Origin of the sequence: Pseudomonas sp. BTN1, assembly GCF_001907715.1 — a bacterium.
Taxonomy (GTDB): Bacteria; Pseudomonadota; Gammaproteobacteria; order Pseudomonadales; family Pseudomonadaceae; genus Aquipseudomonas; species Aquipseudomonas paracarnis.
The window spans coordinates 35,820-58,719 of sequence record NZ_MPBM01000028.1 but is presented as its reverse complement, the minus strand read 5'-3'; the positions used below and the strand labels follow the sequence as shown (position 1 = coordinate 58,719).

18 protein-coding genes and 2 pseudogenes are annotated in these 22,900 nt (G+C 57.7%); 12 read left to right on the top strand and 8 right to left on the bottom strand.

What is annotated here, in order from left to right:
- Nucleotides 1–256 precede the first annotated feature (256 nt).
- From BMH52_RS14815 to BMH52_RS14805, 3 genes are all read left to right on the top strand, one after another.
- Complete coding sequence (locus BMH52_RS14815) at nucleotides 257–589, top strand: transposase (protein WP_009682494.1); 333 nt, start codon at nucleotides 257–259, stop codon at nucleotides 587–589.
- Nucleotides 586–921: an IS66 family insertion sequence element accessory protein TnpB gene (gene tnpB / locus BMH52_RS29605; RefSeq protein WP_009682493.1), complete on the top strand. Its 336-nt coding sequence runs from the start codon at nucleotides 586–588 to the stop codon at nucleotides 919–921. Before BMH52_RS14815 ends, tnpB begins: the two co-directional genes overlap by 4 nt.
- Before the next feature lie 61 nt (nucleotides 922–982).
- The gene (locus tag BMH52_RS14805) at nucleotides 983–2,530 is read left to right on the top strand and encodes an IS66 family transposase (RefSeq protein WP_034128274.1); all 1,548 of its coding nucleotides are present in this window, start codon (nucleotides 983–985) and stop codon (nucleotides 2,528–2,530) included.
- 132 nt (nucleotides 2,531–2,662) lie between these two features.
- Here the strand turns inward: BMH52_RS14805 and BMH52_RS29985 are convergent.
- From BMH52_RS29985 to BMH52_RS14785, 5 genes and pseudogenes are all read right to left on the bottom strand, one after another.
- Nucleotides 2,663–3,103 (bottom strand): annotated as a pseudogene (locus tag BMH52_RS29985) (methyl-accepting chemotaxis protein); the annotation flags it as partial.
- A 102-nt stretch (nucleotides 3,104–3,205) separates the two neighbouring features.
- Nucleotides 3,206–3,982 (bottom strand): annotated as a pseudogene (locus BMH52_RS29980) (PAS domain-containing protein); the annotation flags it as partial.
- Between the two features lie 152 nt (nucleotides 3,983–4,134).
- The gene (locus BMH52_RS14795) at nucleotides 4,135–6,204 is read right to left on the bottom strand and encodes a bifunctional diguanylate cyclase/phosphodiesterase (protein ID WP_033690316.1); all 2,070 of its coding nucleotides are present in this window, start codon (nucleotides 6,202–6,204) and stop codon (nucleotides 4,135–4,137) included.
- A gap of 655 nt (nucleotides 6,205–6,859) precedes the next feature.
- A complete protein-coding gene (locus BMH52_RS14790; RefSeq protein ID WP_073844135.1) occupies nucleotides 6,860–7,819 on the bottom strand; it encodes a DMT family transporter in 960 nt (319 codons plus the stop codon).
- A 34-nt stretch (nucleotides 7,820–7,853) separates the two neighbouring features.
- The gene (locus tag BMH52_RS14785) at nucleotides 7,854–8,777 is read right to left on the bottom strand and encodes a hypothetical protein (protein WP_073844133.1); all 924 of its coding nucleotides are present in this window, start codon (nucleotides 8,775–8,777) and stop codon (nucleotides 7,854–7,856) included.
- Between the two features lie 313 nt (nucleotides 8,778–9,090).
- On the opposite strand from BMH52_RS14785, the gene BMH52_RS14780 reads away from it, so the two are divergent.
- From BMH52_RS14780 to BMH52_RS14755, 6 genes are all read left to right on the top strand, one after another.
- The gene (locus tag BMH52_RS14780) at nucleotides 9,091–9,609 is read left to right on the top strand and encodes a cysteine hydrolase family protein (RefSeq protein ID WP_073844131.1); all 519 of its coding nucleotides are present in this window, start codon (nucleotides 9,091–9,093) and stop codon (nucleotides 9,607–9,609) included.
- A gap of 621 nt (nucleotides 9,610–10,230) precedes the next feature.
- Nucleotides 10,231–10,482 carry a DUF6124 family protein gene (locus BMH52_RS14775; protein ID WP_073844129.1) on the top strand — a complete coding sequence of 84 codons (252 nt, stop codon included), beginning with the start codon at nucleotides 10,231–10,233 and terminating at the stop codon, nucleotides 10,480–10,482.
- 128 nt (nucleotides 10,483–10,610) lie between these two features.
- Nucleotides 10,611–11,144, top strand: coding sequence for a hypothetical protein (locus BMH52_RS14770; protein ID WP_073844126.1), 534 nt, complete (start codon nucleotides 10,611–10,613; stop codon nucleotides 11,142–11,144).
- Nucleotides 11,145–11,561: 417 nt separating this feature from the next.
- Nucleotides 11,562–11,816 (top strand): DUF6124 family protein, encoded by a 255-nt coding sequence (locus tag BMH52_RS14765; RefSeq protein ID WP_073844124.1) that lies wholly within the window; start codon nucleotides 11,562–11,564, stop codon nucleotides 11,814–11,816.
- A 106-nt stretch (nucleotides 11,817–11,922) separates the two neighbouring features.
- Nucleotides 11,923–12,948 (top strand): hypothetical protein, encoded by a 1,026-nt coding sequence (locus tag BMH52_RS14760; protein WP_073844122.1) that lies wholly within the window; start codon nucleotides 11,923–11,925, stop codon nucleotides 12,946–12,948.
- Between the two features lie 116 nt (nucleotides 12,949–13,064).
- Nucleotides 13,065–14,498 carry a glycosyltransferase family 39 protein gene (locus BMH52_RS14755; protein WP_073844119.1) on the top strand — a complete coding sequence of 478 codons (1,434 nt, stop codon included), beginning with the start codon at nucleotides 13,065–13,067 and terminating at the stop codon, nucleotides 14,496–14,498.
- Nucleotides 14,499–14,513: 15 nt separating this feature from the next.
- Here BMH52_RS14755 and BMH52_RS14750 read toward each other — a convergent pair whose 3' ends face one another.
- Complete coding sequence (locus tag BMH52_RS14750; RefSeq protein WP_014719996.1) at nucleotides 14,514–15,002, bottom strand: TIGR00645 family protein; 489 nt, start codon at nucleotides 15,000–15,002, stop codon at nucleotides 14,514–14,516.
- 162 nt (nucleotides 15,003–15,164) lie between these two features.
- Between BMH52_RS14750 and BMH52_RS14745 the strand changes: the two genes are divergently transcribed.
- Nucleotides 15,165–16,988: a hypothetical protein gene (locus BMH52_RS14745; protein WP_083610642.1), complete on the top strand. Its 1,824-nt coding sequence runs from the start codon at nucleotides 15,165–15,167 to the stop codon at nucleotides 16,986–16,988.
- A 59-nt stretch (nucleotides 16,989–17,047) separates the two neighbouring features.
- Here BMH52_RS14745 and BMH52_RS14740 read toward each other — a convergent pair whose 3' ends face one another.
- Both BMH52_RS14740 and BMH52_RS14735 read right to left on the bottom strand, forming a co-directional pair.
- Nucleotides 17,048–17,365: a hypothetical protein gene (locus tag BMH52_RS14740; RefSeq protein ID WP_003194269.1), complete on the bottom strand. Its 318-nt coding sequence runs from the start codon at nucleotides 17,363–17,365 to the stop codon at nucleotides 17,048–17,050.
- Nucleotides 17,366–17,662: 297 nt separating this feature from the next.
- On the bottom strand, nucleotides 17,663–20,101 hold the full coding sequence (locus BMH52_RS14735; protein ID WP_014719999.1) for a Lon protease family protein: 2,439 nt from the start codon (nucleotides 20,099–20,101) through the stop codon (nucleotides 17,663–17,665).
- A gap of 263 nt (nucleotides 20,102–20,364) precedes the next feature.
- Here BMH52_RS14735 and BMH52_RS14730 point away from each other — a divergent pair, with 263 nt between their 5' ends.
- Together BMH52_RS14730 and BMH52_RS14725 are read left to right on the top strand one after the other, a co-directional pair.
- Nucleotides 20,365–20,853 (top strand): DUF3015 domain-containing protein, encoded by a 489-nt coding sequence (locus BMH52_RS14730; protein WP_003194274.1) that lies wholly within the window; start codon nucleotides 20,365–20,367, stop codon nucleotides 20,851–20,853.
- Between the two features lie 92 nt (nucleotides 20,854–20,945).
- Nucleotides 20,946–22,799, top strand: coding sequence for a DUF4105 domain-containing protein (locus BMH52_RS14725; RefSeq protein ID WP_073844117.1), 1,854 nt, complete (start codon nucleotides 20,946–20,948; stop codon nucleotides 22,797–22,799).
- Nucleotides 22,800–22,900: the final 101 nt, after the last annotated feature.

Sequence of the window (22,900 nt, the reverse complement as noted above, 5' to 3'; positions counted from 1 at the left end):
AGCGAAAAAACTGGGGGAGTCTACCGGCTGCACAAGCACGCAGACGGCGACTATAGCCTCGACCCAGCCACCGCTGTAGTCAGAGGTAAGACCCATGATTCGGAGAAGACGCGGGTGTCGGAGATCATCAAGGCGCTGAGAGACAGCTTCGTTGTATGCGTACGGCCAAGTCATCTACCCAGCCCTGCAAAGCCAAGACATGGTGTGCACTTACATTTAAGTGGGCACCAGTTCTAGCCTTTTAAGCGGGTATTTCATGCAGCCAACACGCCGTTCCTATTCCAAATCCTTCAAAGCTCAGGTCATTCAAGAGTGTGCCCAGCCCGGTGCTTCGATTGCCAGCATCGCACTCAGCCATAACCTCAACGCAAACCTCGTCCACAAATGGATTCGCCTGCAAGCGCAGAAAAGCACAGCGCTGCAACCTGCATTTATTCCGTTACCCGTGCCGCTGGCAGGGGCGAAATCCCACACATCATCATCGAATATTTGCGTTGAAATACAGCACCCGCGTGGCACCGTCACAGTGAACTGGCCCACTGAAAATGCTGCTGCCTGCGCGACCTTTCTTCGAGACCTTCTGCGATGATTCGCATCGACTCCATCTGGCTCGCCACCGAGCCGATGGACATGCGCGCTGGTACCGAAACGGCATTAGCCAAGGTGATTGCGGTGTTCGGTGCGGCGCAGCCGCACTGTGCTTATCTTTTCGCCAACCGCCGCGCCAATCGCATGAAAGTGCTGGTGCATGACGGCTTCGGCATATGGCTGGCGGCGCGCCGGTTGAGCCAGGGCAAGTTCCACTGGCCAAGCATTCGTCATGGCTCTGAAATGCAGTTGGACACCGAGCAACTCCAAGCCTTGGTATTGGGCCTGCCATGGCAACGAGCAGGTTCCGGCGGCTCGATCACACTGCTTTAACGGCTGCCATTAGCCTATCGGTCTATCGCCGCGAAGCGCCTGCTCTGGCAAAATTCGGCGCATGACTTCTTCTCCCAATCTCGACCAAATGACTCCCGACCAACTGCGTGCCTTAGCTGCGCAATTGCTCTCGCAAGTCGAAACAATGGGTAAGACGGTCGAAACCATGGGCAAGAAGATCAACCGCGATCAGACGGTGATCGAGAAGCTGACCTTCGAAATTGCGCAGCTCAAGCGCTTGAAATTTGCCAAGCGCAGCGAGCAGATGAATCCTGAGCAGGCCAGTTTGCTCGATGACCTGATCGATACAGATATCGCAGCGATTGAAGCAGAGCTTCAGGCCTTGCAAACAGTGCCAGCGGCGACCGAGAAAAAGCAGAAGCCCAAGCGCACTGCATTGCCGGCTGAGTTTCCACGCACACTGATCCATCACGAACCTGACAACACTCACTGCCCATGCGGCTGCGCGCTGAAACGCATCGGTGAAGATGTCAGTGAGAAGTTGGATTACACACCGGGCGTGTTCACCGTCGAGCGTCATGTACGTGGCAAATGGGTCTGCGATGACTGCGAAACGCTTATCCAGGCACCGGTTCCGGCTCAGATCATCGACAAGGGCATCCCAACCGCTGGGCTGCTGGCCCACGTCATGATTGCCAAGTTTGCTGACCATTTACCGCTTTACCGTCAGGAATCGATCTTCGGTCGAGCGGGCCTGGCGATTCCACGCTCAACCTTGGCCGAATGGGTTGGCGTGACTGGGGTTCAGTTGCAGCCGCTGGTCGATGCGCTGCGCGAAGTGGTACTCGGGCAGCAGATTATTCATGCCGATGAAACACCCGTGCAAATGCTCATGCCGGGAACAAAGAAAACCCACCGTTCCTATGTTTGGGCCTACGCCACCAGCCAGTTCTCGGATGTGGCAGCGGTGGTTTATGACTTCAGCCCCAGCCGTGCCGGAGAGCATGCTCGCAACTTCCTGCAAGGCTGGAGGGGCAAGCTGGTCTGTGACGATTTTGGCGGTTACAAAGCCAGCTTCGAACTCGGCGTGACCGAAATCGGCTGCATGGCCCATGCACGGCGCAAATTCTTCGAGCTGCACGCTACGAATAAAAGCACGCTTGCTGAGCAAGCCCTGCGCTATATCCAGTTGTTGTACGAAATCGAGAGCGAAGTCCGCGATCTGGAGCCGGATTTACGGCGGCGAATACGGAAAGAAAAAGCCGTCCCGGTAATGGACATGCTACATGTCTGGATGAGCGCCCAGCGCGACCTTGTGCCCGAAGGCTCAGCCATCAGCAAAGCACTCGATTACAGCCTGAAACGCTGGGCAGCGCTGTCGCGCTACCTCGATGACGGGGCTGTACCCATAGACAACAATTGGGCAGAGAACCAGATCCGACCATGGGCTCTTGGACGCAAGAACTGGCTCTTCGCAGGGTCGCTACGCAGCGGAAAACGGGCGGCGGCGATCATGAGTTTGATCCAGTCTGCGCGGCTCAACGGTCATGATCCGTATGCCTATTTGAAGGACGTGCTCACACGCCTGCCGACGCAGCGGGCGAGTGAAATCGATCATTTGCTGCCGCATATTTGGCAACCGGTCTAATTGCGTAAGACGTGATGCTCGGATGCAAACGTTCAGTTGCGCCCAGTAAGCAGCGATGATGTCATATTGGACAAGCACGCTTATCGTGAGAAATTGGAACAGCCTTACGAGGTTGTGCCCGATACAGTTACATCAGAGCTCTTCCTTTGCCTCGGCGAACTGGCGCACGGCGTCGACTACTTGCCGTGCTCCGCTCTGAATTTCCTCTATCACAAAGCCGGCTTGGCTGACCAAATCGACGCCTTGATCGACCTTTTGGCGACTAGCCTGCATGCTCTCCACAGCATCCTGCGCTAGTTCATGGTTGCGCTTCACAACATCGACGATTTCCACGGTGGCCTGCGCCGTGCGGGCTGCAAGGTTTCGTACTTCATCGGCGACCACCGCAAAACCTCGGCCTTGTTCACCCGCCCTTGCAGCTTCGATAGCAGCATTTAGAGCAAGTAGGTTGGTCTGCTCGGCGATACCTCGGATGGTCTGCACGATGCTGCGGATCATCTCTGACTGCTGATTGACTGCAGTGATGCCTTCAGCCGCTCGTGAGAGCTCGGCTGCTATGCCTTGTACCACCTCGACCGTTTCACTAATGACCTTGGCACCATGGCGAGCGCTTCTGTCCGTCTGCTGGGATATATTGTAGGCGAGCGTGGCTGCATCGGATTCTGCCTGCTGCTGGCGCACTTGGGACGTAATATCACGGGCAAACTTAACTACTTTGTAAAGCCGGCCACTGGCATCGAATACCGGGTTGTAGGTTGCGCTCAGCCAGACGGTATCGCCATGCCGGTTGAGTCGCTGGAAGCGTCCAGAGAAGAACTCACCACGGTTCAGTCGCTCCCAGAAATCGCGGTATTCAGGAGAGTCCGCTTCACCTCGTGTGCAGAACATGCGGTGGTGCTTTCCCCGAATCTCATCCAGGCGATAGCCCATGGCCTGCTCGAAGTTTTCGTTGGCGTCGAGAACCTCACCTTTCAAGTTAAAGGAAATCGCAGCCATCGAGCGACTGATGGCCTGAACCATGCTGCTCTGCTCCTGCTCACGGATCACCTGAGTAGTAATGTCGGTGGCCAGCTTCAGCACGCCTTCGACGCGACCATCGGCGCCTCGGATAGGGTTGTAGCTGGCTTCGAGCCAGACCTCCAGGCCTTGCTTATTACGCCTCAGGAAACGTTCACGTATGTACTCGCCACCAGCCAGGCGCTGCCAGAACTTACGATAGTCGGCACTCGCCTGGTAATCAGGAAAACAGAAAATACGATGGTGCTGTCCGACGATCTCCTCCAGTCGGTAGCCCATGGTGGTAAGAAGGTTCTCATTGGCACCTATGATGGTGCCATCGGGTTTAAATTCAATTGTTGCCGTCGAACGGTCAACGGCCACGGCCCTTGCTTCTGCGGCCTGAAGCTTTTGCAGAGCCTCAGCCAAGGTCTGCTTGATTGCCTTGTTGAACATTGATTAGCCTTAGAGTGAATTTTACTATCGGACGAATGAGGAGAAGCCGTAAATCCCAATTCGAATGTTTAACTGATGCTTAAATCAGGTGATGTAGCGGGTCTGCAAATTGCACCAGCAAGCACCAACTTGAATCTATGGCTTGTGCAGTATCACGCTAGAGTCTTGGTCGCGCTTAAGCTTTCCAGCATCCTCTCTGCGCTCATCGGCTTGCCCAGCAGGTAACCTTGCAAAATGTCGCAACCCAACTCGGTAAGCATCTGTTGTTGTTCAGCGGTTTCCACACCCTCTGCAACGATCCTCAGCCCCAGCGTTTTACCGAGCGCTACTATGGCCGAAACGATAGCCGCGTCATCGTTACACTTAGCCAGCTCGGTGATAAAACCTCGGTCGATCTTCAGTTCGTTGGCTGGTAGGCGCTTAAGATAAAGCAGGCTGGAATAACCGGTACCAAAGTCGTCGATGGAGATATTCACGCCCAATGCTGCCAATTGATCAAGAGCAATCAAAGCAGCTTCAGCGTCCCGCATCGCCGTAGATTCGGTAACTTCCAGTGTCAGGAAACGGGGGGGCAGGCCACTGCTTTGCAGGGCATTGCGCACGACATCAACGAGCTTTGCATGGGCCAGTTGTACCGTCGAAATGTTGACCGCAATACTCCATTCGTCTTTACCTTCGCCTAACGCTTGCCATTCGGCCATCTGCCGGCACGCCTCATGGATTACCCAGCTACCGATTGGCACGATCAATCCAGTACGCTCTGCCAAGGGCAGGAAACGGACGGGCGGCACCAAGCCAAAACCTGGCTTGTTCCAACGCAGTAAAGCTTCAACGCCGATCATAGGGCCATTTGGGGCGAGCATCTTCGGCTGGAAGTGCAGGATAAATTCATTCCGATCCAGTGCGCACCGCAGATCCTGTTGCATTTCCAACTGCAGGTGAGCGTTAACGTTCATAGCTTTTTCAAAGAAGCAGTAGCCATCGCGGCCCTGCTCCTTGGCGTGGTACATAGCCGCATCGGCATTGACCATCAGCTCATGCTCGGTTAGGCCATTTTCTGGGAATATAGCGATACCGATGCTAGCGGACACATGCACTGTCTGCCGCCCAAGTACGTAAGGTAATCGAATATTTTCCACCAAGCGTTGCGCCAACATCGCAGCGTCTTCAGGTTCGCCGGGATCGATAAGCAGAACGAACTCGTCGCCTCCGAGGCGAGCCACCGTATCTTCGCCGCGTTTGGCGTCGTTGATTCGCTTTGCTACTTGCAGAAGCAACTGGTCGCCAGTGTGATGACCGTAAGTATCGTTAACAGCTTTGAAACCATCCAGATCCATGAAGAGTACGGCAAAGTGGCTCTTCTGCCTGATGGCTTTATGAATCGCTTGCTGAAGACGGTCGTTTAGGAGGATACGGTTAGGGAGGCGAGTAAGATTGTCGTGAAGAGCTAGCTGCACCAGTTCACTGTTTGCGAGGTCAAGGGAGCTGGCAAGTATGCTGGTGCGGACGTCAAGCATTGATACGATCAAGGCAATAGCGCAGACAGCCAGCGTGATCAGAATCACCAAAACCATTAGCCAGTTGCTATCAATGCCTGCATTGACCGCTCCGCACACGCTCCCGATAGGAAATTGGGCAGCCGCCATTCCGGTATAGTGCATTCCAACAATGGCACACCCCATAATTAACGAGGCGCCGATGCGTGTACGATTGATGTACTGACCTTCGCCACGCAGGCGGAAAGCGATCCACAAAGCCACGCCCGAAGCAAGGATAGCAATCAGCACCGATAGCGCGAACAAAGACGGAACGTATTCCACTACAGGATTCATCAGCAGCGCCGCCATTCCAACGTAGTGCATGGATGCAATTCCGATACCCATGAGCACCGCACCAAGCAGCAAACGCGGCAGTGGCATTTCCGTCTGGCATGCTAGCCACAAAGCAAAGGCGGAGGAGGCGATGGCGATCAACAACGATAAGCCAGTCAGCGTCGGGTCGTAACCCAGCTCGATGGGCAGTTGGAAGGCCAACATGCCAATAAAATGCATCGACCAGAGGCCCGTGCCCATGGCGGAAGATCCACCGGCAAGCCAAAGTGCCGATGCTTTGCCTTCGGTACGGGTGACTCGACCAGTCATGTCCAGCGCGGTATAAGACGCCAGGATCGCTACGGCGAAGGAAAACAGCACATACACGCTGTTATAGCTGCTTACTAGCATTGAAACCCCGAAGGTTGAATTTGGCTCCTCTGGGCCATCGGCGGCACGAGCAGTTTCTGAAGAGTACGCTTCATCCTATCGTCAAAAATTTTACAAAAAAAAGCGTCATGCCAGCCTTGCGACTTCCACGGGCACGCTTACGGCTGAATGCGATGCTGGAAATTGTAGTGCCGTGCTGGGCACCCATATTGAATGACCTGGGCTTTGAAGGCCTTGGAATAGGAACCGAGTGTTGGCTGCATGAAATACCCGTTTAAAAGGCTAGATCTGGTGCTCACTTAAATTTGAGTGCACACGATGTCTTGGCTTTGCGGGGCTGGGTAGATGACATGGCCGGACGGTTACGCTTCGTTGCTGAGGTAAGGGGTTCTTTACCGACATCGCTAATCACATCAGCCGGCAAAAGGATTTGATGGCTCATGGTCACGAAGCGTGCTGGTCAGATCGAATGCAAACGTGTGGGCAAGTGGAGTGCAGTATTCCAATTGGTATTCCAATTAAAAATTTGGAACTATATTGATCTTATAAATCAATATTTTACGCGACGGATTCAAATTACCCCGGCTCACCAAATGAACGAAAAAAGACGCCCTTGAACGTCCTTTTTGTGCCTGTAAATCCGCTATTGGTCATACCTACCCGCCGACTCAATCAGTCAAACCTGCACCTTCCCCCCCTCGCGATCCCCCTGAGCCATCACCCTCACCGCAATCGAAGCACCGGCCAACAGCCCAACGATACCCAGAACCTCAAGACCGGTAGGCAAGCGCTGCTCGGCGATCAGCCCAAAGGCGACTGCGAATATCGTTTCTACTGAAATAAGCTGCCCGGACAGGGCCATCGGTAGCCTTTGGCTGGCAAAATTCCAGGCCCATGCGCCGCCAACGGAGGCAACACAGGCCAGCGCCGTTGCGGCAGCCAGCACCGGCAGGGTGTTGCCCAAGTGCAGGTCCAGGTGGGGATAGGCGTACAGGTCCGATACGAGCCCGAACGGCACGAACACGACCACGCTCAGACCGGCGCCAACCATCATCAGGCCGGTCCATAGGCCTGCGTGCACCCTGGGGATTTTCGCCAGCATCTTCTGGTTGAGTATGCTGAACATCAGCCAGGTCAGCACCGCACCCACGGCGTAGCTGACCGCGACCAGGTAGGAGGTCAGGTCATTGTCTAAAACGCCGACCAAGGTGCCATAGTTTGCCGCGACCAACCCGCAAACCGCCAGGATGATTGGGACAGCGAGGGTGCTCCAGGTGGTGGTGCGTTCGATCATATTGCCTGCGACCGCAATGATGACCGGTGTAGCGCTCAGGAATGCCGGTGCGATTATAGCGCCGCCATTGAGCACACTGCCCATGATGCAACCGATGTACACCGCATAGCCAAGCACGCCAAGCAGCCCGACGTTGAGGATTGAGCGCCTGCTTAAAGCAGGGTCGCCAGGCCAATAGATGCGCAGCATCACCAGGCCGATGCAGCCGGACACGATGAACCGCAGGGTAATGAAGTCAATCGGACCGAACGCGCCCATCATGTAGGGCGATAGAAAATTAAGCGCCCAGCTAAAGGTGGCAAATACCGCAGCTGCCACCCCCAGCGCGTAGGATCTGGACATTAGCGCTCCTCTGCAGGCGACCTTTGCGGGGGCATCAGATGACAGGCCCACAATAGGTGGAAGTGCGAATTTCCTCGCCGTCATTGATGTCGATAAATTGCGAGCCATAGGCGGTTTGGGTCGGCCTGCCCCAATTGACCCCCATTCCTACGCCGCCACCGCTTTCAGACTCGCCTTCGAACATCGTTTTGTCCAATCGTGAACGCCAATCGAGAAAACGCATGGTCACCGCCAGTCGAGTCGCGAGCGGCCCTGGCAAGAGCGGTTCAGAGCGGTGCCACATCGACTTGGTGAACAGCAGTACATCGCCCAATTCAAAATCGTCTTGGGTCTTATACGCTTCAAACAGGTCTGTGAGCAGGCTGGGCGTTTGGAACACAGCTCTCAAATGCGCGGAAAAGTCCTCCACGGAAACGCCGGCAACCATTTTTCTGGAAAGCAGGCTGGCCATCTGGAAATTCGCCTTCGCGCTATAGATGTCTTCGGCTAGATAAGCCATGCCCCCGCCTTGGCCTGAATTGTCGATAGGATCCAACGGGATCCACACGCTGAAGGCTGCGTCCTGAGGGCGGATGTACCTGAAACTCAGGGAATCGTAGTGCCAGGCAAAACCCTCTTTATGCGGGGTAAGCTCGAAACTCTGGGACTCGGTCATGATCAGCGGATGCCCGATTAACGTCACCAAGGCCGTCCTGAAAGCGATCGAGGAATAGATGTTTTTCACCGCATCGGTTGTCCCCAGATCGTAGGTCAACCGGCTGAAGGAGTCCCCGTAGGCGGACTTCGACTCCCGTGCAGAGATCACTTTCGAACGGGCCGCCTGCTTCAAGGATTGAATGGCGTGCCCAGATAAAAAGCCTTTGAGTTTGATAAACCCTTGGCGACGAAATACTTCGATTTCGTCGTGGCTGAACGAGAGGTTGTTAACAAGAGAAAGATCCTTTTCCTGAGATTGCATCAGCGTGGCCTCCTTTATGCCAGCATTTGAACTCAAGCATGCAATAGGTGGGCGCTGGTGACTTGAACTCACACGACTGTTTTGCGCACAGAGGCGACATTGGAGGTTGTGTTGCCAGCCGACGGCGATATTGCTAGTGTCAGCTCATGACTGCCTATTGCCTCACCTCGACAACCACCACCACGACCGTTGACAGCGGAGCGTGCGAGGTGTCGTGAGCCAATAACTAACGAACTTCAAAGGCCCGCCAGCGATGGACAGGGTCTTTTTTTATGCCCTTGTGTCGCTGGTTCACACGCAAGGAGATGCACCTATGTACGCCCTCTTGATACTCGATATCCAAGTCGGACTCATCCACGGTCCGGACAAACCCTGGCGTTGCGACGAGCTGTTGGAAACCCTCAATACCCTGATGGACAAGGCACGCAGCGCAGGTGCGCCGATTTTTCTCGCTCGCCACATCGGCCCAGCTGGCTCGCCGATCGAACCGGGCAGCCCGCTTACGTTGATTGCACAGGAACTGAAGTTACTGGGCGGGGAAGTGGTGTTCGAAAAGCGTCGGCCTAACGCTTTTGCAATGACTGACCTGGCGGACAATCTGCGCTCCAGCGGCGCCACCGGTGTGGTAGTCACCGGAATGAAAACGCAATACTGCATCGACAGCACCTGCCGTGCCGCGCGTGATCTTGGCTTCGATGCGGTACTTATCGCCGACGGTCATACCTGTTCTGATACGCCTTTGATGAAAGCCGAGGCCATCGTGGCTCATCACAATGCCACGCTCAATGGGCCGTTCTGCCAGTTGGTTCAGGCTGAGGACTGGAGCTTTTAGCAGAGGTTTCCGGAGGAAAGAAAGTCGCCAGAGCAGTGCTTCGGAACTTTCCCGCGATATGGCGCGCTGTTGGTGAACTGGTCAAACTCATCTGTCGCGAATAACCTGCGACTGTTGCAGCAATCGCAGCGCCAGACTCGACGATAGCCCTATCTCGTCCTTGGCGCTCAGGCAGCGACTGAACAAAACCCTCTACCAGCTCAGTACAGCGCGCAGGCAATTGTTAGAACCTGCCCAGCAGTCCTGAGCTTTTTTCGCCGGGCAAAAACACACCAGTAATAATCATGAATCCAGGCTTGAACCCCGCAGGGCCGAGCTTCGGAATTTTCCCGCAAGATACCGCGCTGTTGGTGAACTAGCGCAAGCCACCTCACAACGCTAACTTCTTTGCGTCGCTGATGATCAGCGACCGGCTTTGACAGGCCGAAAAGTGTAACCTTTCACACCCCGTGATAAGGCGGCATGCTTACGCATTACGCCCCGTTCATGGCGGCTGTGCGTGGGGCATCTTCGGGTGCGCCGGGTTCCTACACTTCCGGTCTGTCAACCCGCGTACAGCTGCCACCTATTCTGTTTGACAGCAGGGGGAGGCAGCTCCTTGAACAGTGTAGGAGCTTCATCATGAAAAAGATCACCCCCAATCCCCCCACCGCCAACCTCTTCACACTCTCTCCAGACATTTCCTGCGAAACCCTCCTGATCCAAGCCAGCGAAACTCTCGCCTCTCTCAACGCCATGACCACCGACCTGGCCTTCGAACTTGAAGGCGCCAACCGTCACAAGCTGTTAGCCGCTCAGCAACTCACCGTGCTGGGTGAGCTGTTGGTTGAGCGGGTGCTGGTGCTCACCCAAGACAGGCAAAACTTCCAGTAACCAAAAGGCCGAGGCGCGTTCAGCGGCTCGGCCTTTTTCTGTCATGCGTCTCAGACATCCAAGCGCATCACTGCCATCATATCCCCCGCCGCGGCCCTCAAAGCATTGATGACAAGGACGAACTCCCATTGAACAAAAACTCCTACGCCTTCGTAATACCGGTCGCCATTGGCATGCTGGTGTCCATGGCGCTGGTGCTGGCCTGGGTATTCGTTATCTGGCCGTCTGTGCACTTCAAGCCGCTGGCCGAGAAGATCTGCCTGATCGCGTCGCCGGTGCTGGCAATTGTGCTGATGCTCTATGTGTGGCGCGTCAGGAAAACCGAATGGCTGCGTAAAGAGCCCCTGGACCGATTGAAAATTTTTCTCGGTACGTTCATCGCAAGTGCCATGGCCATGATCTCCCTGCTAGCAGTCGTCATCCTTCTTACAAGTGCGACGCTCAGCACCTACACAACCCAGTACGAATACACAACAGGCGGCAGCCGTAGTTGCTCGGGCATCCTGGTGTTCGATACGGAAGTGAACAAGCAGATCAAGATCTGCCATGTGGGCGGTAGCGGTGATCAGGGCTGGGCGACGGTGGAAAAGCGCAGCGGGCCTTTGGGGATTGTGGTGACGAACGCAACACCTGCGCTCAATATTTCCCCATCCGTTCACTAAAGGCACCAACACCGGGGCGGTGCGGGCCGTTCTGCCAGTTGGTTCAGGCTGAGGACTGGAGCTTTTAACAGAGCCTGACGACGGGGGAGGTCAACAGGGCCGGGCCCCGGAATTTTCCCGCAAGTTGCCGAGCTGTCGGTGAACTAGCGCACTCAGCCCAACAAGCCTAGCCTTCCCCCTGTCGCTGCAAAATCAGCGACCGGGTTTAGCAGCTCGGTTAATATCAAGGCCTGCAAAGCCACCATCCGTTCGAGCGATGCTTTCAGCATCCGCTGGTTCGTATCATGGCGGCTGTGCGTGGGGCACTTTCGGGTGCGCCGGGTTCCTTGATTCCTGGTCTGCTAACCCGCGTACGGTCGCCACCCTTTTCGTTTAGCAGCGATGTCTGGCGACTCCATCAATCAAGGAGTTTGAGCCATGAAAAAGATCACCCCCAATCCCCCAACCACCCTCTTCACCCTCGCCGAAAACATCCACCCCGAAACCCTGCTAATCCAAGCCAGCGAAACCCTCGCTTCCCTCAACGCCATGACCACCGACCTGGCTTTCGAACTTGAAGGCGCGCACCGCCACAAGTTGCTGGCCGCCCAACAATTGATCGTTCTGGGTGAGCTACTGGTAGAACGAGTCTTGAACACCCAACCATTCACTACCCATCCGCCACACCCCTAAAACACGCAAACGGGCGAGACGCCTCAGCGCATCTCGCCCGCTGGCATCCCCTCACACTTCCCATTACCCTGACGGCCTTTATCAGACAACCGGAAGTCAGATACCCGTGTTCAAGCCCTTCGCCGTCATCGCCCTCGCCGTCATCCCTTCACTCGCCACCGCTGCCGAGTTGGCCGGGGTTTGGCAAGGTACTTTGGGCAAGTCCGCTATCACCGCCTGTTTCAACGGCGCCGATGGTGAGCATGGCAGTTATTACTACCAGCGCATCCGTACCCCGATTCAGTTGACTCAGGCCAACGACAACGCGCCGTGGGTGGAGGAAGGAAACACCGGTTTCTGGGCCCTGCAAAAACCTCAGGGCGATACTCTTTCTGGTGCTTGGAGCAAAACCGATGGCGGTGCGCCGCTGCCACTGGCCCTGCGCCGCATTGGTACGGACGGCTGCGGTAGCGATGCCTATAACGCGCCCATGGAAGCCGCGCCGTTGCCGATCAAGACCGAGAAGAAGACTTTCCACAACCACACCTACCAGCTCAAGACCCAAGGCCCCCGCGTCACGCTCAAGCTGGAGGGCGATGGCCCGGCGGTGCAGAAGATCAACCAGCAACTCGCCGCGTTGGCCGTCAATGACGAAGATCTAACCGACTATTTTTATGAACGGCGTGAATACCTGGGTCGAAACGGTTCGGTCTATACCAGTGAGATCGAGGTTGAGCCTGCCTATTGGTCATCGCAATTTCTCACCGTGCGGTTCTACCGCTGGGCCGCGGGCCAAGGCGCCATGGGCATCAGTTGGGGCCTGCACTCCTGGAACCTGCAAACCGGCGAGAGTGTGGACCCATGGACTTGGCTCGGCGGCCATCAGCAATGGCATGACGCCTATTCCGGCCATTTGAAGCTGCCGGCCGCCTTCAGCACTTGGCTGGCCAAGCAAACCACTGCCGACGAGGGCTGCCCGGCGATTACCGATTACTCCAACTTTCACCTGAGCTTCAACACTCAGGGCCTGCAACTCTCGACACCGGCCAATGGTGACGGTTGCGACAACGACTTGGCCTTCACCTGGGAGCAGTTGGAGCCGGTGCTGACCGCACAAGGCAAAGCGGCAGTGCCCAGCTTGAAACTGCCTTGACGCGCCGGAGAAAAACCCCGCGGCCGTTCACCAAAGGTTAAGAATCGCGCTCGTATACTCCCTGACTACCCATGACCGGTCGCCCGATCGGTCTCATGCCTCGGTAGCCAGATTCCATGACGCGCCCTGCTCCCCTGCTGCTCTTGCTTGCTGCTCTATTGTTCTTTTTCGCCCTCGGCAACCACGAGCTGCAAGGCTCTACCGAAGCCCGGGTGTCCGGGATCGCCATGGCGATGCACCTGGACAATGACTGGGTGGTGCCGCGCCTGTTTCGTGAACCCTTCCTGGAAAAACCGCCCCTGAGCCTATGGCTGGATGCCGGGGCGATTCGTTTGTTTGGCGCCAGCACCGGGGCGGTGCGCCTGGCGTCGGCGTTTGCCGGGTTGTTCAGTGTGATGCTGTTGTACGGGATGTTGCGTCGGTTCGGGCGGCCGCAGGCGCTGGCGTTCAGTGCCGCGTTGATCCTGGCGACCATGGCCAGTTACTGGGGCAATGTGCGGGGTGTGGGTGAGGATTCGTTGCTCAGCCTCGGTGTCACCGCGGCCCTGCTGGGGTTTTACCAGGCGGTACGGCCCGAGCGTGAAGGTTCGAGTACCTGGGCCTGGGCGTTGTTTACCGCCGGGATGGTCATCGCCACGTTGAGCAAGGGCGTGTTGGGCCTGGCGATGCCGGGCATTGTGATTTTTGTGTACTTGTTCAGCACCAGCCTGATGGATAAACGCCTGCGGCTGGGCGATTGGCTCAAGCCGGCGCTGTTCACCTTGTTGGCGTTGGTGCCGTTGCTGATCTGGCTGGGGTTTCTGTTTCAGCGCGGCGGGATGCAGGCGGTGGGTGAGGTGTTATGGACCAATAGCGTCGGGCGCTTCAGTGGTTCGTTCGTCGAGGCCGGGCATTACGAACCTTTCTACTATTACCTCGCGAAACTGCCCGAGGCCTTCCTGCCCTGGAACATCCTGGTGTACTTGGGCCTGTGGCACTTCCGCAAAAGCCTGGTGCGCAACCGCTATCGGTTGTTTTTCAGTGTGTGGCTGGTGGCGCAGTTCACCCTGCTGACCCTGGCTTCCAGTAAACGCACGGTGTATTTGATGGCGCTGACGCCAGCCGCTGCGGTACTGGCCGCCGAATATGCGCGGGTGTTGTTGGAGTGGGCCAAGGACCATAAGCCGGGGATGTACCGTTATCACCGGCAGATCATCGGCGGGGCTTTCACCCTGGCGATCGCCTGCTACCTGAGCGCGGCGTTCTGGTTTGCACCCAAAGCCGATGTGCGCCATTCATTCGTACCCGTGATCAGCCAGATCCAGACCCTGCAAGACGAAGGCAGGACGGTGGCGATGTATCAACCCAACGAGCGCATCGACGGCGCCAGCGTGTTCTACCTGCAGGCCTACTTGCCGATCCTGAACACCGAAGCCGAACTGCGCGCCTTCCTCAGCGCCAAGCCCGGCAACGTTGCGTTGACGGACCACACCGACCGGCTGAAAAAGCCGGTTACGGTGATCAAGCAAATGGCAGTCAACCGCCAGCCTTATTACTTCGTGGAGCAGTAAGGCCAGCGCGGGGTATCAATGCTTGGTGAGTTTGTCCAGGTAACCCATGGCAAACGCCGAGACCACGAACGTCATGTGGATGATCACGTACCACATCAGGTGCTGAGGATCGACGTTCTTGGCGTCCATGAAGATGCGCAGCAAGTGGATGGAGGAAATCGCCACGATGGAGGCCGCCACTTTCATCTTCAGCGACGAAGAGTCCATGGTGCCCAGCCAGTTGAGCTTTTCCTTGTTTTCATCGATATCCAGCTGCGAGACGAAGTTCTCGTAGCCGGAAATCATCACCATCACCAGCAAGCCACCGACCAGGGCCATGTCGATCAACGACAGCAGCAGCAGGATCACTTCGGCTTCCAACATGGTGAAGATGTTGGGAATCACGTGAATGATTTCTTGGAAGAATTTCAGCGCCAGGACCAGCAAGCCCAGGGACAGGCCCAGGTAGATCGGCGCCAGCAGCCAACGCGAGGCGTACATCGTATTTTCGATAAAGCGTTCCATTGAATCTCACACAGCTTGGCTAAAAATGGCGCCGAGTATACCAGCCGCCACCTGGCCCCTGTCACCGCGAGAAAACTGACCCAAGTGGCATCTGTAAGAGAATTTTTCTGCTAGTGTCGAGGCCATTCACTCGGCTCGATGATGTCGGACAGGAAAACTCAGATGATGGATGTGCGATCCCCTTTGGCCGCTCTCGGCCTGTGCGCGGCGTTGCTGATGGCCAGCGGCTGCTCCCCCAAAGAAGAGCAAAAGCAGGCGACCCTCGAAGAGAAAACCACCAAGTTCGAACAGTCCCTGGACACTATTCAGGACCCCAAGCTGCGCGATGCCATCGCCGACCTGGGCGGCTCGCTGCTGTTGCTGGAGCGTGCACGCGTCAAGCTCGCCAGCAAGCCCATCGAAGCCGAATACGGCGAAGACAGCCTGGCCCTGCTCAAGCATTACCCTACGCCCCAAGCGCTGGTGGACACCTACATCAATGGCCTGTTCGTCCTGCGCAAAACCTCGCACTCCGACTACCTGACGGATTTGCAGCCGGTCTTCCCGTTCAACTTCAACGCCCCTGACCAGTTCCCCTTCCCCCATGGCCTGGAATGGCAGTCGGTCACCCTGAGCAACAATAAAGTCATTCCCTTCCAGCCGGAATGGTCAGAAACCGACCCCGGCATCCAACTGAGCCCCAGCAGTTCCAACCTGACCAACCCCGACGACCTGACGGTGACCTACCCGTTTATTGAAGGGATCGAGACGGAAAACAAGAGCCAGCCACAACCCATCAGCCTCAAGGGCGCGGTGGAAGTGATCACCCCGGGCAAGGTGCTGACGTTCGACCTGACCAAACAAGACGTGGGCCATAAACGCACCGACGGCAACATCACCCTCAACCTGCTGACGCTGGAAAAGAACTACGCCGAGATCGAACTGACCAACAGCCAGCCCCTGGCCGCCGAAGTGGGCGATGCGTCACCCAACCCGCTGCTGGTGCAGGCACGGGACAGCACCGGGCAGTTTCTGACCCGCTCAGGCTCGATCAACGAGAGTGCCGCGCAAGTGGCGTTCTATGAAAAACAACTGGCCGAGATGCAAAAACAGACCGCGTGGTCCGATGCCTTCGATCAACAGCTCACCGACGCGCAAAAAGCCTTCGAGCGCCAGCAGACCAGCCATTACGCCAAGGTGTATTTCAACGGGCTGATCGATAACCTGCAGGTGAATGTGCTGGATTTCTCCAAGGCCACGCTCACCCGTAAAGACCTGGACCTGCCAGTGATGCGCTTTGACAGGAACAGCCTGCAAAACACCGTACAGCCCCTGCCAATGCCGGTCACGGTGTATGACGACGGCGCCGCCAGTTGGCTCAAAGATGCCTCGATGACGGAGGACCAGCTGAAAAACAGCGTCACCATCAGCCAATCGACCGAAGACGCCAGTGCCGCAAAAATCGTGTTCGACCACCCGTTCACCTTCAATGACGACCTGGTCGGTGCCGAGCGCAACAACAGTGACGCGCCTATCACCTTCTTCACCGCCGACGACAAGGGCGAGCGCGGCGAGCCTATCGAGCTGCCGACCGAGGCTTTCGAGCTGAACGCCGTCAGCGGCACGCTCACCTACGACCTCAACCTGTTCCCGGAAACACCGGCGTTTGTGGTGGGCTCGGTACCGTTGTTTTTGGCCACCATCGAGAAGGCCACGATTGACGCCGCCAAGCTGCCCAAGGGCCTGTCGCTCAAGGACAACGCGCTGATCGTCGACCAGAAGGACTTCCCCGCCGACAGCTGGCGCTTCTACGCCAAGGACGCCAGCGGCAATTACCTCAAGGAGATTCTCGGCGTCAGCCACCGCGCCGAGGAATACGGCACGGCGATGTTTGACGTGCATTACTTCTACGGCCAGCCGACCACGCTGGAAAGTTACCAGCGCACCGACCTCAGCACCGTGCAGTACGGCTTTGAGGTGAAGCTGGACAAGCCTGAGAGCAAATAGCCCTGAGTGGACGCGGAGCGTCCGGGGCGGCGTTACCACGCGGAGCGTGGGAACGATCCTCAGAGGGCTAGCCGCTCCTGGCCGCCATTGAGTTGGCGCAGATGAGCCTGCAGGTGCAGGCACCAGATCTGCGGCTCGTCCATTTGCTCGTAGCCGTGCAAGGTCAGGCTATCAACGATGGTGCCCAGCATGCGTTCTGCCACGAAGGGCCCATGGAACGGGCCCTGGGATTTGACGGTGGAAGGCTGCTCGCCCGACATGCCGGCGGCAAACAACAGCGTCCACATCCCGTTATCCCCGGCGAGAGGGCGAATGGAGCATTCGATACGGGTGACCAGGCCCAGGCACTGGCGAGTAAGGCAAAGGTTGCGCGACATGGCGGCGCCCCTCGGTAGATCGGTGTTCAGCCCCAGCGCAAGGCGAGGCTGTTTCTATCCTGCGACTCCTGTGGATATCCCTGAGTCTGAGAATAGAAGAAAAACACCACAAACCAAGGTTGTAGGGACCAACGGGCGTTGGTCCCAGGCGAGAGTCAATTTTGTGGCAGGCCTAATAGATCAATGTGGGAGCGGGCTTGCTCGCGAATGCGCTGGTTCAGTCACAGATTCAGTGATTGACACTCCGCATTCGCGAGCAAGCCCCCCCACAGTTTTGATCCAGTTTCGCCCTGGCTATCAGGTCGGCTTGGCTTCTGCCAACGCCTGCTGCGCCAGCTCCTTTTCCGCCTCCTTCAAATCTTCCTCACTGATCATCTCGGCAATCGCGCGCAGGCGCTCCACCACCCGCGCATTCACGGTGCCTTCCGGGAACTGCCCCTCGGCGTCCGGCTCACCGGCATCCTCGCCCACCAGCAGGCTCAAGGCCTCATCCGCCTGGCGCACCGCATAAATATGGAATTGCCCGGCACGCACGGCCTGCAACACCTTCTCGTCGAGCATCAGCGTGGCGACGTTGGCCTGAGGGATGATCGCACCCTGCTCACCAGTCAACCCACGGGCTTCGCAGAGGCGGAAGAAGCCTTCGATCTTCTCGTTGACCCCGCCCACCGCCTGCACTTCACCAAACTGGTTGATCGAGCCGGTAATGGCAAAACATTGCTTGAGCGGCGTCTTCGACAAGGCCGAGATCAAGGTGCATGCCTCGCCCAGGGACGCACTGTCGCCGTCCACATACCCGTAGGACTGCTCCAGGGCAATACTGGCGGAGATGGCCAACGGGAATTCCTGGGCATAGCGGCTGCCCAGGTAACCGGTGAGGATCATCACGCCCTTGGAATGAATCGGCTGGCCGAGGTTAACTTCGCGCTCGATGTCGACAATACCGCTACCACCTGGGTACACCGTGGCGGAAATCCGCGCCGGCACGCCGAATGCCGAGTCGCCGACCTCAAGTACCGTCAAGCCGTTGCACTTGCCCACAGCGGCGCCGGCGGTGTCGATCAGGATGACGCCGGCGAGCATGTCGTCGAGAATCCGCGCCGACACGCGGCCGGTGCGCGTGGCCTTGGCCTTGAGGGCGCGCTCGATATGCCCGGCATCGGTCATCTCGTCACCGGCCAGGTGGCGAATAAAGTCCGCCTCGCTGACCAACTGGAACAGGTCGCCAATACGCGCCGACAAACGGCCCTGATGTTCGGCCAGGCGTGCGCTGTAAGTCGCCAGGCGCGCGACCGCATCCGAGGTCAGCGGCGCCATACCCTCTTCCGAAGTACGGGTTTTGAGCAACTGGGCGAACTGCTCCAGGCTCTCGTCGACCATGGGGATGTCTTCGTCGAAGTCCACCAGTACGCGGAACATCTCCTGGAAGTCCGGGTCGGCGTCCTGCAAGGCGTAATACAACTGGCGCGAGCCGATGATGATCACCTTGACCTGCAAGGGAATCATCTGCGGGTTGAGGGTCACGGTGGCCAGGCGGCCGAGTTCGCCCAGGGGCGATTCCATCTTCAGTTTGCGCGATTGCAGGGAGCGCTTGAGCGCATCCCACACAAAGGGCTCGCTGAGCATTTTTTCGGCTTCCAGGATCAGGAAACCGCCGTTGGCGCGGTGCAACGCACCTGGACGCAACTGGCGATAGGTGGTGTAGAGCGCACCCTGGTCGGTGCTGTATTCGATACGGCCGAACAGGTTGTCGTAGGTCGGGTGCGGTTCAAACACCACCGGCGCGCCACCGTTGACCGAGTGGCCCACCACCAGGCTCGGGCAGTATTGTTCCTCAAGTAGCTTGCGCGCCTGGGCGTCGGTCTTGGCGTCGTCCACCAATTGCTCCACCACGGTTTTGAGCAGGTAAACCTGCATGGCCTGCAGGTAGCCACAGACGCCGGCGTTTTCTGCGTATTTTTCCGACAACGGCGCCAGCAAAGGCTGCAGCGCCAGGGTGATGGTTTCTTCGTTGAACTGGCGCAGCTGGTTGTTGGACTCACGCTTCCACTGCGGCAGGCTGGCCAGCTCTTCGTTGAGGCGCTCTTCCAGCTCGGAGATATCGGTGTGGAAGCGCTCGCGATCGGCTTCCGGCAGTTGCGAAAACTCGGCTTCGTCCAGCGCCTTGCCGTCGAGCATCGGCGTAAAGGCGATATTGGAGCTGTCGCGGTACAGCGCCACGTCTTTTTCCAGGGCCAGGCGCTCGATCACGTCCAGCGCTTTGTCGTAGCGCTGGTTGAACGCCCGGTCGATGGCGCTTTTACGCTGTTGATAAGTCGGGTGCTCGAACACCGCCGGGAAGGTGGCGACCAGGTTATCGACCAGGCCGTTGATATCGGCAATAAACGCCGCGGCGGCGCCACCTGGCAATTCCAGGGCGCGGGGCTCGCGGGGCTCATCGAAATTATTCACATAAACCCAGTCCGCCGGGGTTTGCAGGCGCTTGCCTTCGGCTTTCAGGTAGCGTTTGACGAACGAAAAGCGGCCGGTGCCCGGCTCGCCCATGACAAACACGTTGTAACCGGGGCGTGGCATGGCCACGCCGAACTGCAAGGCTTCAACCGCACGTTCCTGGCCAAGCACACCGCGAAAGGGCTCCAAATCATTGGTGGTCGAGAAGCTGAACTGTTCAGCGGAGAAAGGGCGAGTCAGCGCTTCGGGCGCTAGACGCAAGCTGGCAGCAACAGGATCAGGCATCGGGCTTCCTTACATCAGGCGGGGCAGATGGGGCATTCTGGCTCCCGGTTGAGCGCTCTGGCAAGGCGCGCTTTCGGGAAAGCATAGCCATCGCATGCGTCCTGCAAAAAAATCGCCCGCCACTGAATGTTTATAAAAAAACACGGAACCCTGGGAACGTGCCTAAACTCCAAACTGCGCGGGTTGGACTAATAACTGGCCCCTAGGGTGCGTTGAGCACCTGAACCCTTGTCCATTGGTTTGCACACAAAGAGAACAAAGCTATGAAACGGATCCTTCTTGGTACTCTCTTCACCGTCGTCTCCCTCAATGCAATGGCAGAAGCACCAGGTGGCCCGAACTGCGGTTGGGGCAACATGTTGTTCGAAGGCCAGCGCGGTACTCCGGCCCACTTCCTCGCCTCCACCACCAACGGTACTTCGGGTAACGCCACCTTCGGCATGACCTCGGGCACCAACGGTTGCAGCACCAACAGCGCCCTGACCTACGGCGGCAAGTCCTGGATTGCCATGAATGGCATGATGAACGAGCTGTCCGAAGACATGGCCAAAGGCAACGGCGAAGCGCTGACCACCTACGCGGTGGTACTGGGTGTTGCGCCGGAAGATCGCGATCACTTCGCGGCCGTGACCCACGAGCACTTCCAGCAGATCTTCAGCAAGGCTGACGTGACCGCTGACGACGTGCACAACAACACCATTGCTGTACTGAAAAGCGATGCCCGTCTGGCGAAATACGCAACCCAGGCTTAAGCTCGACCTGCCCGCGCCTTTCGAGGCGCGGGTTTTATTTTTTCGACCCGCCCACCTTGGGTCTTTTTTTCCGTCCGACTTAAGTAGCCCCCATGCTCAAACGCCTCGCTTGCCTGGCTCTCTTCGCCTGCGCCCCGCTGCATGCGGCACCGCACCTCGACGATCAACGTTTGCAGCAACTGGCCAATGATCCGTTCTGGCTGTCGCTGGGGCACTACGAAGCCGGCAAGTTCAGTGGCTGGCGCAGCTATGTCAGCGACAAGAAATTCTTCATCGCTCCCGATGGCGCACACCATCCGGACGCCGAACTCAAGGCCACCGTTGATGCGCTGTATGCACCGGCCAGCCTGGGTGAAAAGCACGCCCAATGCGTCTACCCCGCACGCACCCGCTGGCTCAAGGCGCAGTTGCAACTGAACGACCTGCCCGCCCTAGAGTGCAAAGAGTTCACTCAGTGGTTCAAGGACGTCGCGCCCCATAGTGCGGTGATGATCTTCCCGGCGGCCTACCTCAACAGCCCATCGTCGATGTTCGGCCACACCCTGCTGCGCATCGACCAGGCCGACGTGCAAAGCAACAACACCGCGCTGCTCAGCTATGCGATCAACTTCGGTGCCTATATCGAAGGCTCCGACAACAGCATCCTCTATGCCTGGAAGGGCTTGATGGGCGGTTATCCGGGCCTGTTCGCCCTGGTGCCCTATCAGGAGAAACTCTCCGAATACCGCAGCCTCGAAAACCGCGATTTGTGGGAATACCGCCTGAACCTCACCGAGGTCGAGACCAAGCGTATGGTCGAGCACGTGTGGGAGCTCAAGCAGATCCAGTTCGATTACTTCTTCTTCGACGAAAACTGCTCCTATCGTCTGCTCGAACTGCTGCAAGTGGCCCGCCCCGGCCTGCGCCTGACCGAACAGTTCCCGCTCACCGCGATCCCTACCGACACGGTCAAAGCGGTAAAAGATGCAGGGCTGGTGGAGAAGATCGACTATCGCCCCTCCCGTGAACGTGAACTGCTGGAACGCGCCAAGCCGCTGGACGGCGATGAGCAGCAGTGGGTGTTGAAAGTCAGCGATGACCAGAAGCAACTGCAAGAGCCTGCATTCAAAGCACTGCCCCGCGAGCGCCAGGCACTGATCGTGGATGCCGCTTACCGCCTGGGCCGCTACCGCGCCAATGGCCTGGAGCGCGACGCGACACGCTCCCAGCGCAGCTTCGAACTGCTGCGCGCGATCAACCAGAACCCGGCACCAGACCTGAAGATCACCCCGCCTGGCCTGCCGGAAAACGGCCACGAATCGCGCACCTGGCAAGCCGGCATCGGCACCCGTGGCGACAAAGCCTTCGGTGAATACGGCCTGCGCATGGCCTACCACGACCTCAACGACAATGCCGAAGGCTTCCCCTTGGGCGCGCAGATCGAAATCCTGCAAATGAAATTGCGCCAGTACGAGGGCAATCACTGGCAGCTCCAGCAACTGGACCTGGCCACCATCCGCTCCCTGACGCCGCGCAATGCGCTGCTGCAGCCCTGGTCGTGGCAAGTCACCGGCGGCCTGGAGCGGGTGCCGGGCAAACACGACGACGAAACCCTGGTGGCCCACGTCAACGGCGGCGCCGGTGGCACCTGGCAACTCTCCGACGACATGCTCGGCTTCGCCCTCGGCACCGTGCGCGTGGAGCACAACAACGACTTCAGCGAAGCCATCTCCCCGGCGGCAGGGTTCAACACCGGTGTGCTGTGGAAAAACCCGTTGGGCAATCTGAGCCTGGAAGCCAAGGGGGATTTCTTCACCAATGGCGAAGTGCGGCGCAGCATCAGCCTCAACCAGCAATGGGAACTGTCACGCAACCTGGGCCTGCGCCTGAGTGCCCAGCGTGAGTACAGCCACCTGTCCACGCCAGTGAATGAAGTGATGCTTGAGCTGAAGTGGTACCACTACTGACTCAAGCCTTACAACGTTCAAAATGTGGGAGCGGGCTTGCTCGCGAATGCGCAGTGTCAGTCATTGATTATTTGCCTGACGCACCGCATTCGCGAGCAAGC

Excerpts from the sequence above, each read along its gene's own strand:
- BMH52_RS14785 (WP_073844133.1), bottom strand. The coding sequence starts at position 8,777 with ATGCAATCTCAGGAAAAGGATCTTTCTCTTGTTAACAACCTCTCGTTC.
- BMH52_RS14740 (WP_003194269.1), bottom strand. The coding sequence starts at position 17,365 with ATGTCGCGCAACCTTTGCCTTACTCGCCAGTGCCTGGGCCTGGTCACC.
- BMH52_RS14765 (WP_073844124.1), top strand. The coding sequence starts at position 11,562 with ATGAAAAAGATCACCCCCAATCCCCCAACCACCCTCTTCACCCTCGCC.
- BMH52_RS14755 (WP_073844119.1), top strand. The coding sequence starts at position 13,065 with ATGACGCGCCCTGCTCCCCTGCTGCTCTTGCTTGCTGCTCTATTGTTC.
- BMH52_RS14775 (WP_073844129.1), top strand. The coding sequence starts at position 10,231 with ATGAAAAAGATCACCCCCAATCCCCCCACCGCCAACCTCTTCACACTC.
- BMH52_RS14795 (WP_033690316.1), bottom strand. The coding sequence starts at position 6,204 with ATGCTAGTAAGCAGCTATAACAGCGTGTATGTGCTGTTTTCCTTCGCC.
- BMH52_RS14815 (WP_009682494.1), top strand. The coding sequence starts at position 257 with ATGCAGCCAACACGCCGTTCCTATTCCAAATCCTTCAAAGCTCAGGTC.
- tnpB (WP_009682493.1), top strand. The coding sequence starts at position 586 with ATGATTCGCATCGACTCCATCTGGCTCGCCACCGAGCCGATGGACATG.
- BMH52_RS14730 (WP_003194274.1), top strand. The coding sequence starts at position 20,365 with ATGAAACGGATCCTTCTTGGTACTCTCTTCACCGTCGTCTCCCTCAAT.
- BMH52_RS14790 (WP_073844135.1), bottom strand. The coding sequence starts at position 7,819 with ATGTCCAGATCCTACGCGCTGGGGGTGGCAGCTGCGGTATTTGCCACC.
- BMH52_RS14745 (WP_083610642.1), top strand. The coding sequence starts at position 15,165 with ATGATGGATGTGCGATCCCCTTTGGCCGCTCTCGGCCTGTGCGCGGCG.
- BMH52_RS14750 (WP_014719996.1), bottom strand. The coding sequence starts at position 15,002 with ATGGAACGCTTTATCGAAAATACGATGTACGCCTCGCGTTGGCTGCTG.
- BMH52_RS14780 (WP_073844131.1), top strand. The coding sequence starts at position 9,091 with ATGTACGCCCTCTTGATACTCGATATCCAAGTCGGACTCATCCACGGT.
- BMH52_RS14725 (WP_073844117.1), top strand. The coding sequence starts at position 20,946 with ATGCTCAAACGCCTCGCTTGCCTGGCTCTCTTCGCCTGCGCCCCGCTG.
- BMH52_RS14805 (WP_034128274.1), top strand. The coding sequence starts at position 983 with ATGACTTCTTCTCCCAATCTCGACCAAATGACTCCCGACCAACTGCGT.
- BMH52_RS14735 (WP_014719999.1), bottom strand. The coding sequence starts at position 20,101 with ATGCCTGATCCTGTTGCTGCCAGCTTGCGTCTAGCGCCCGAAGCGCTG.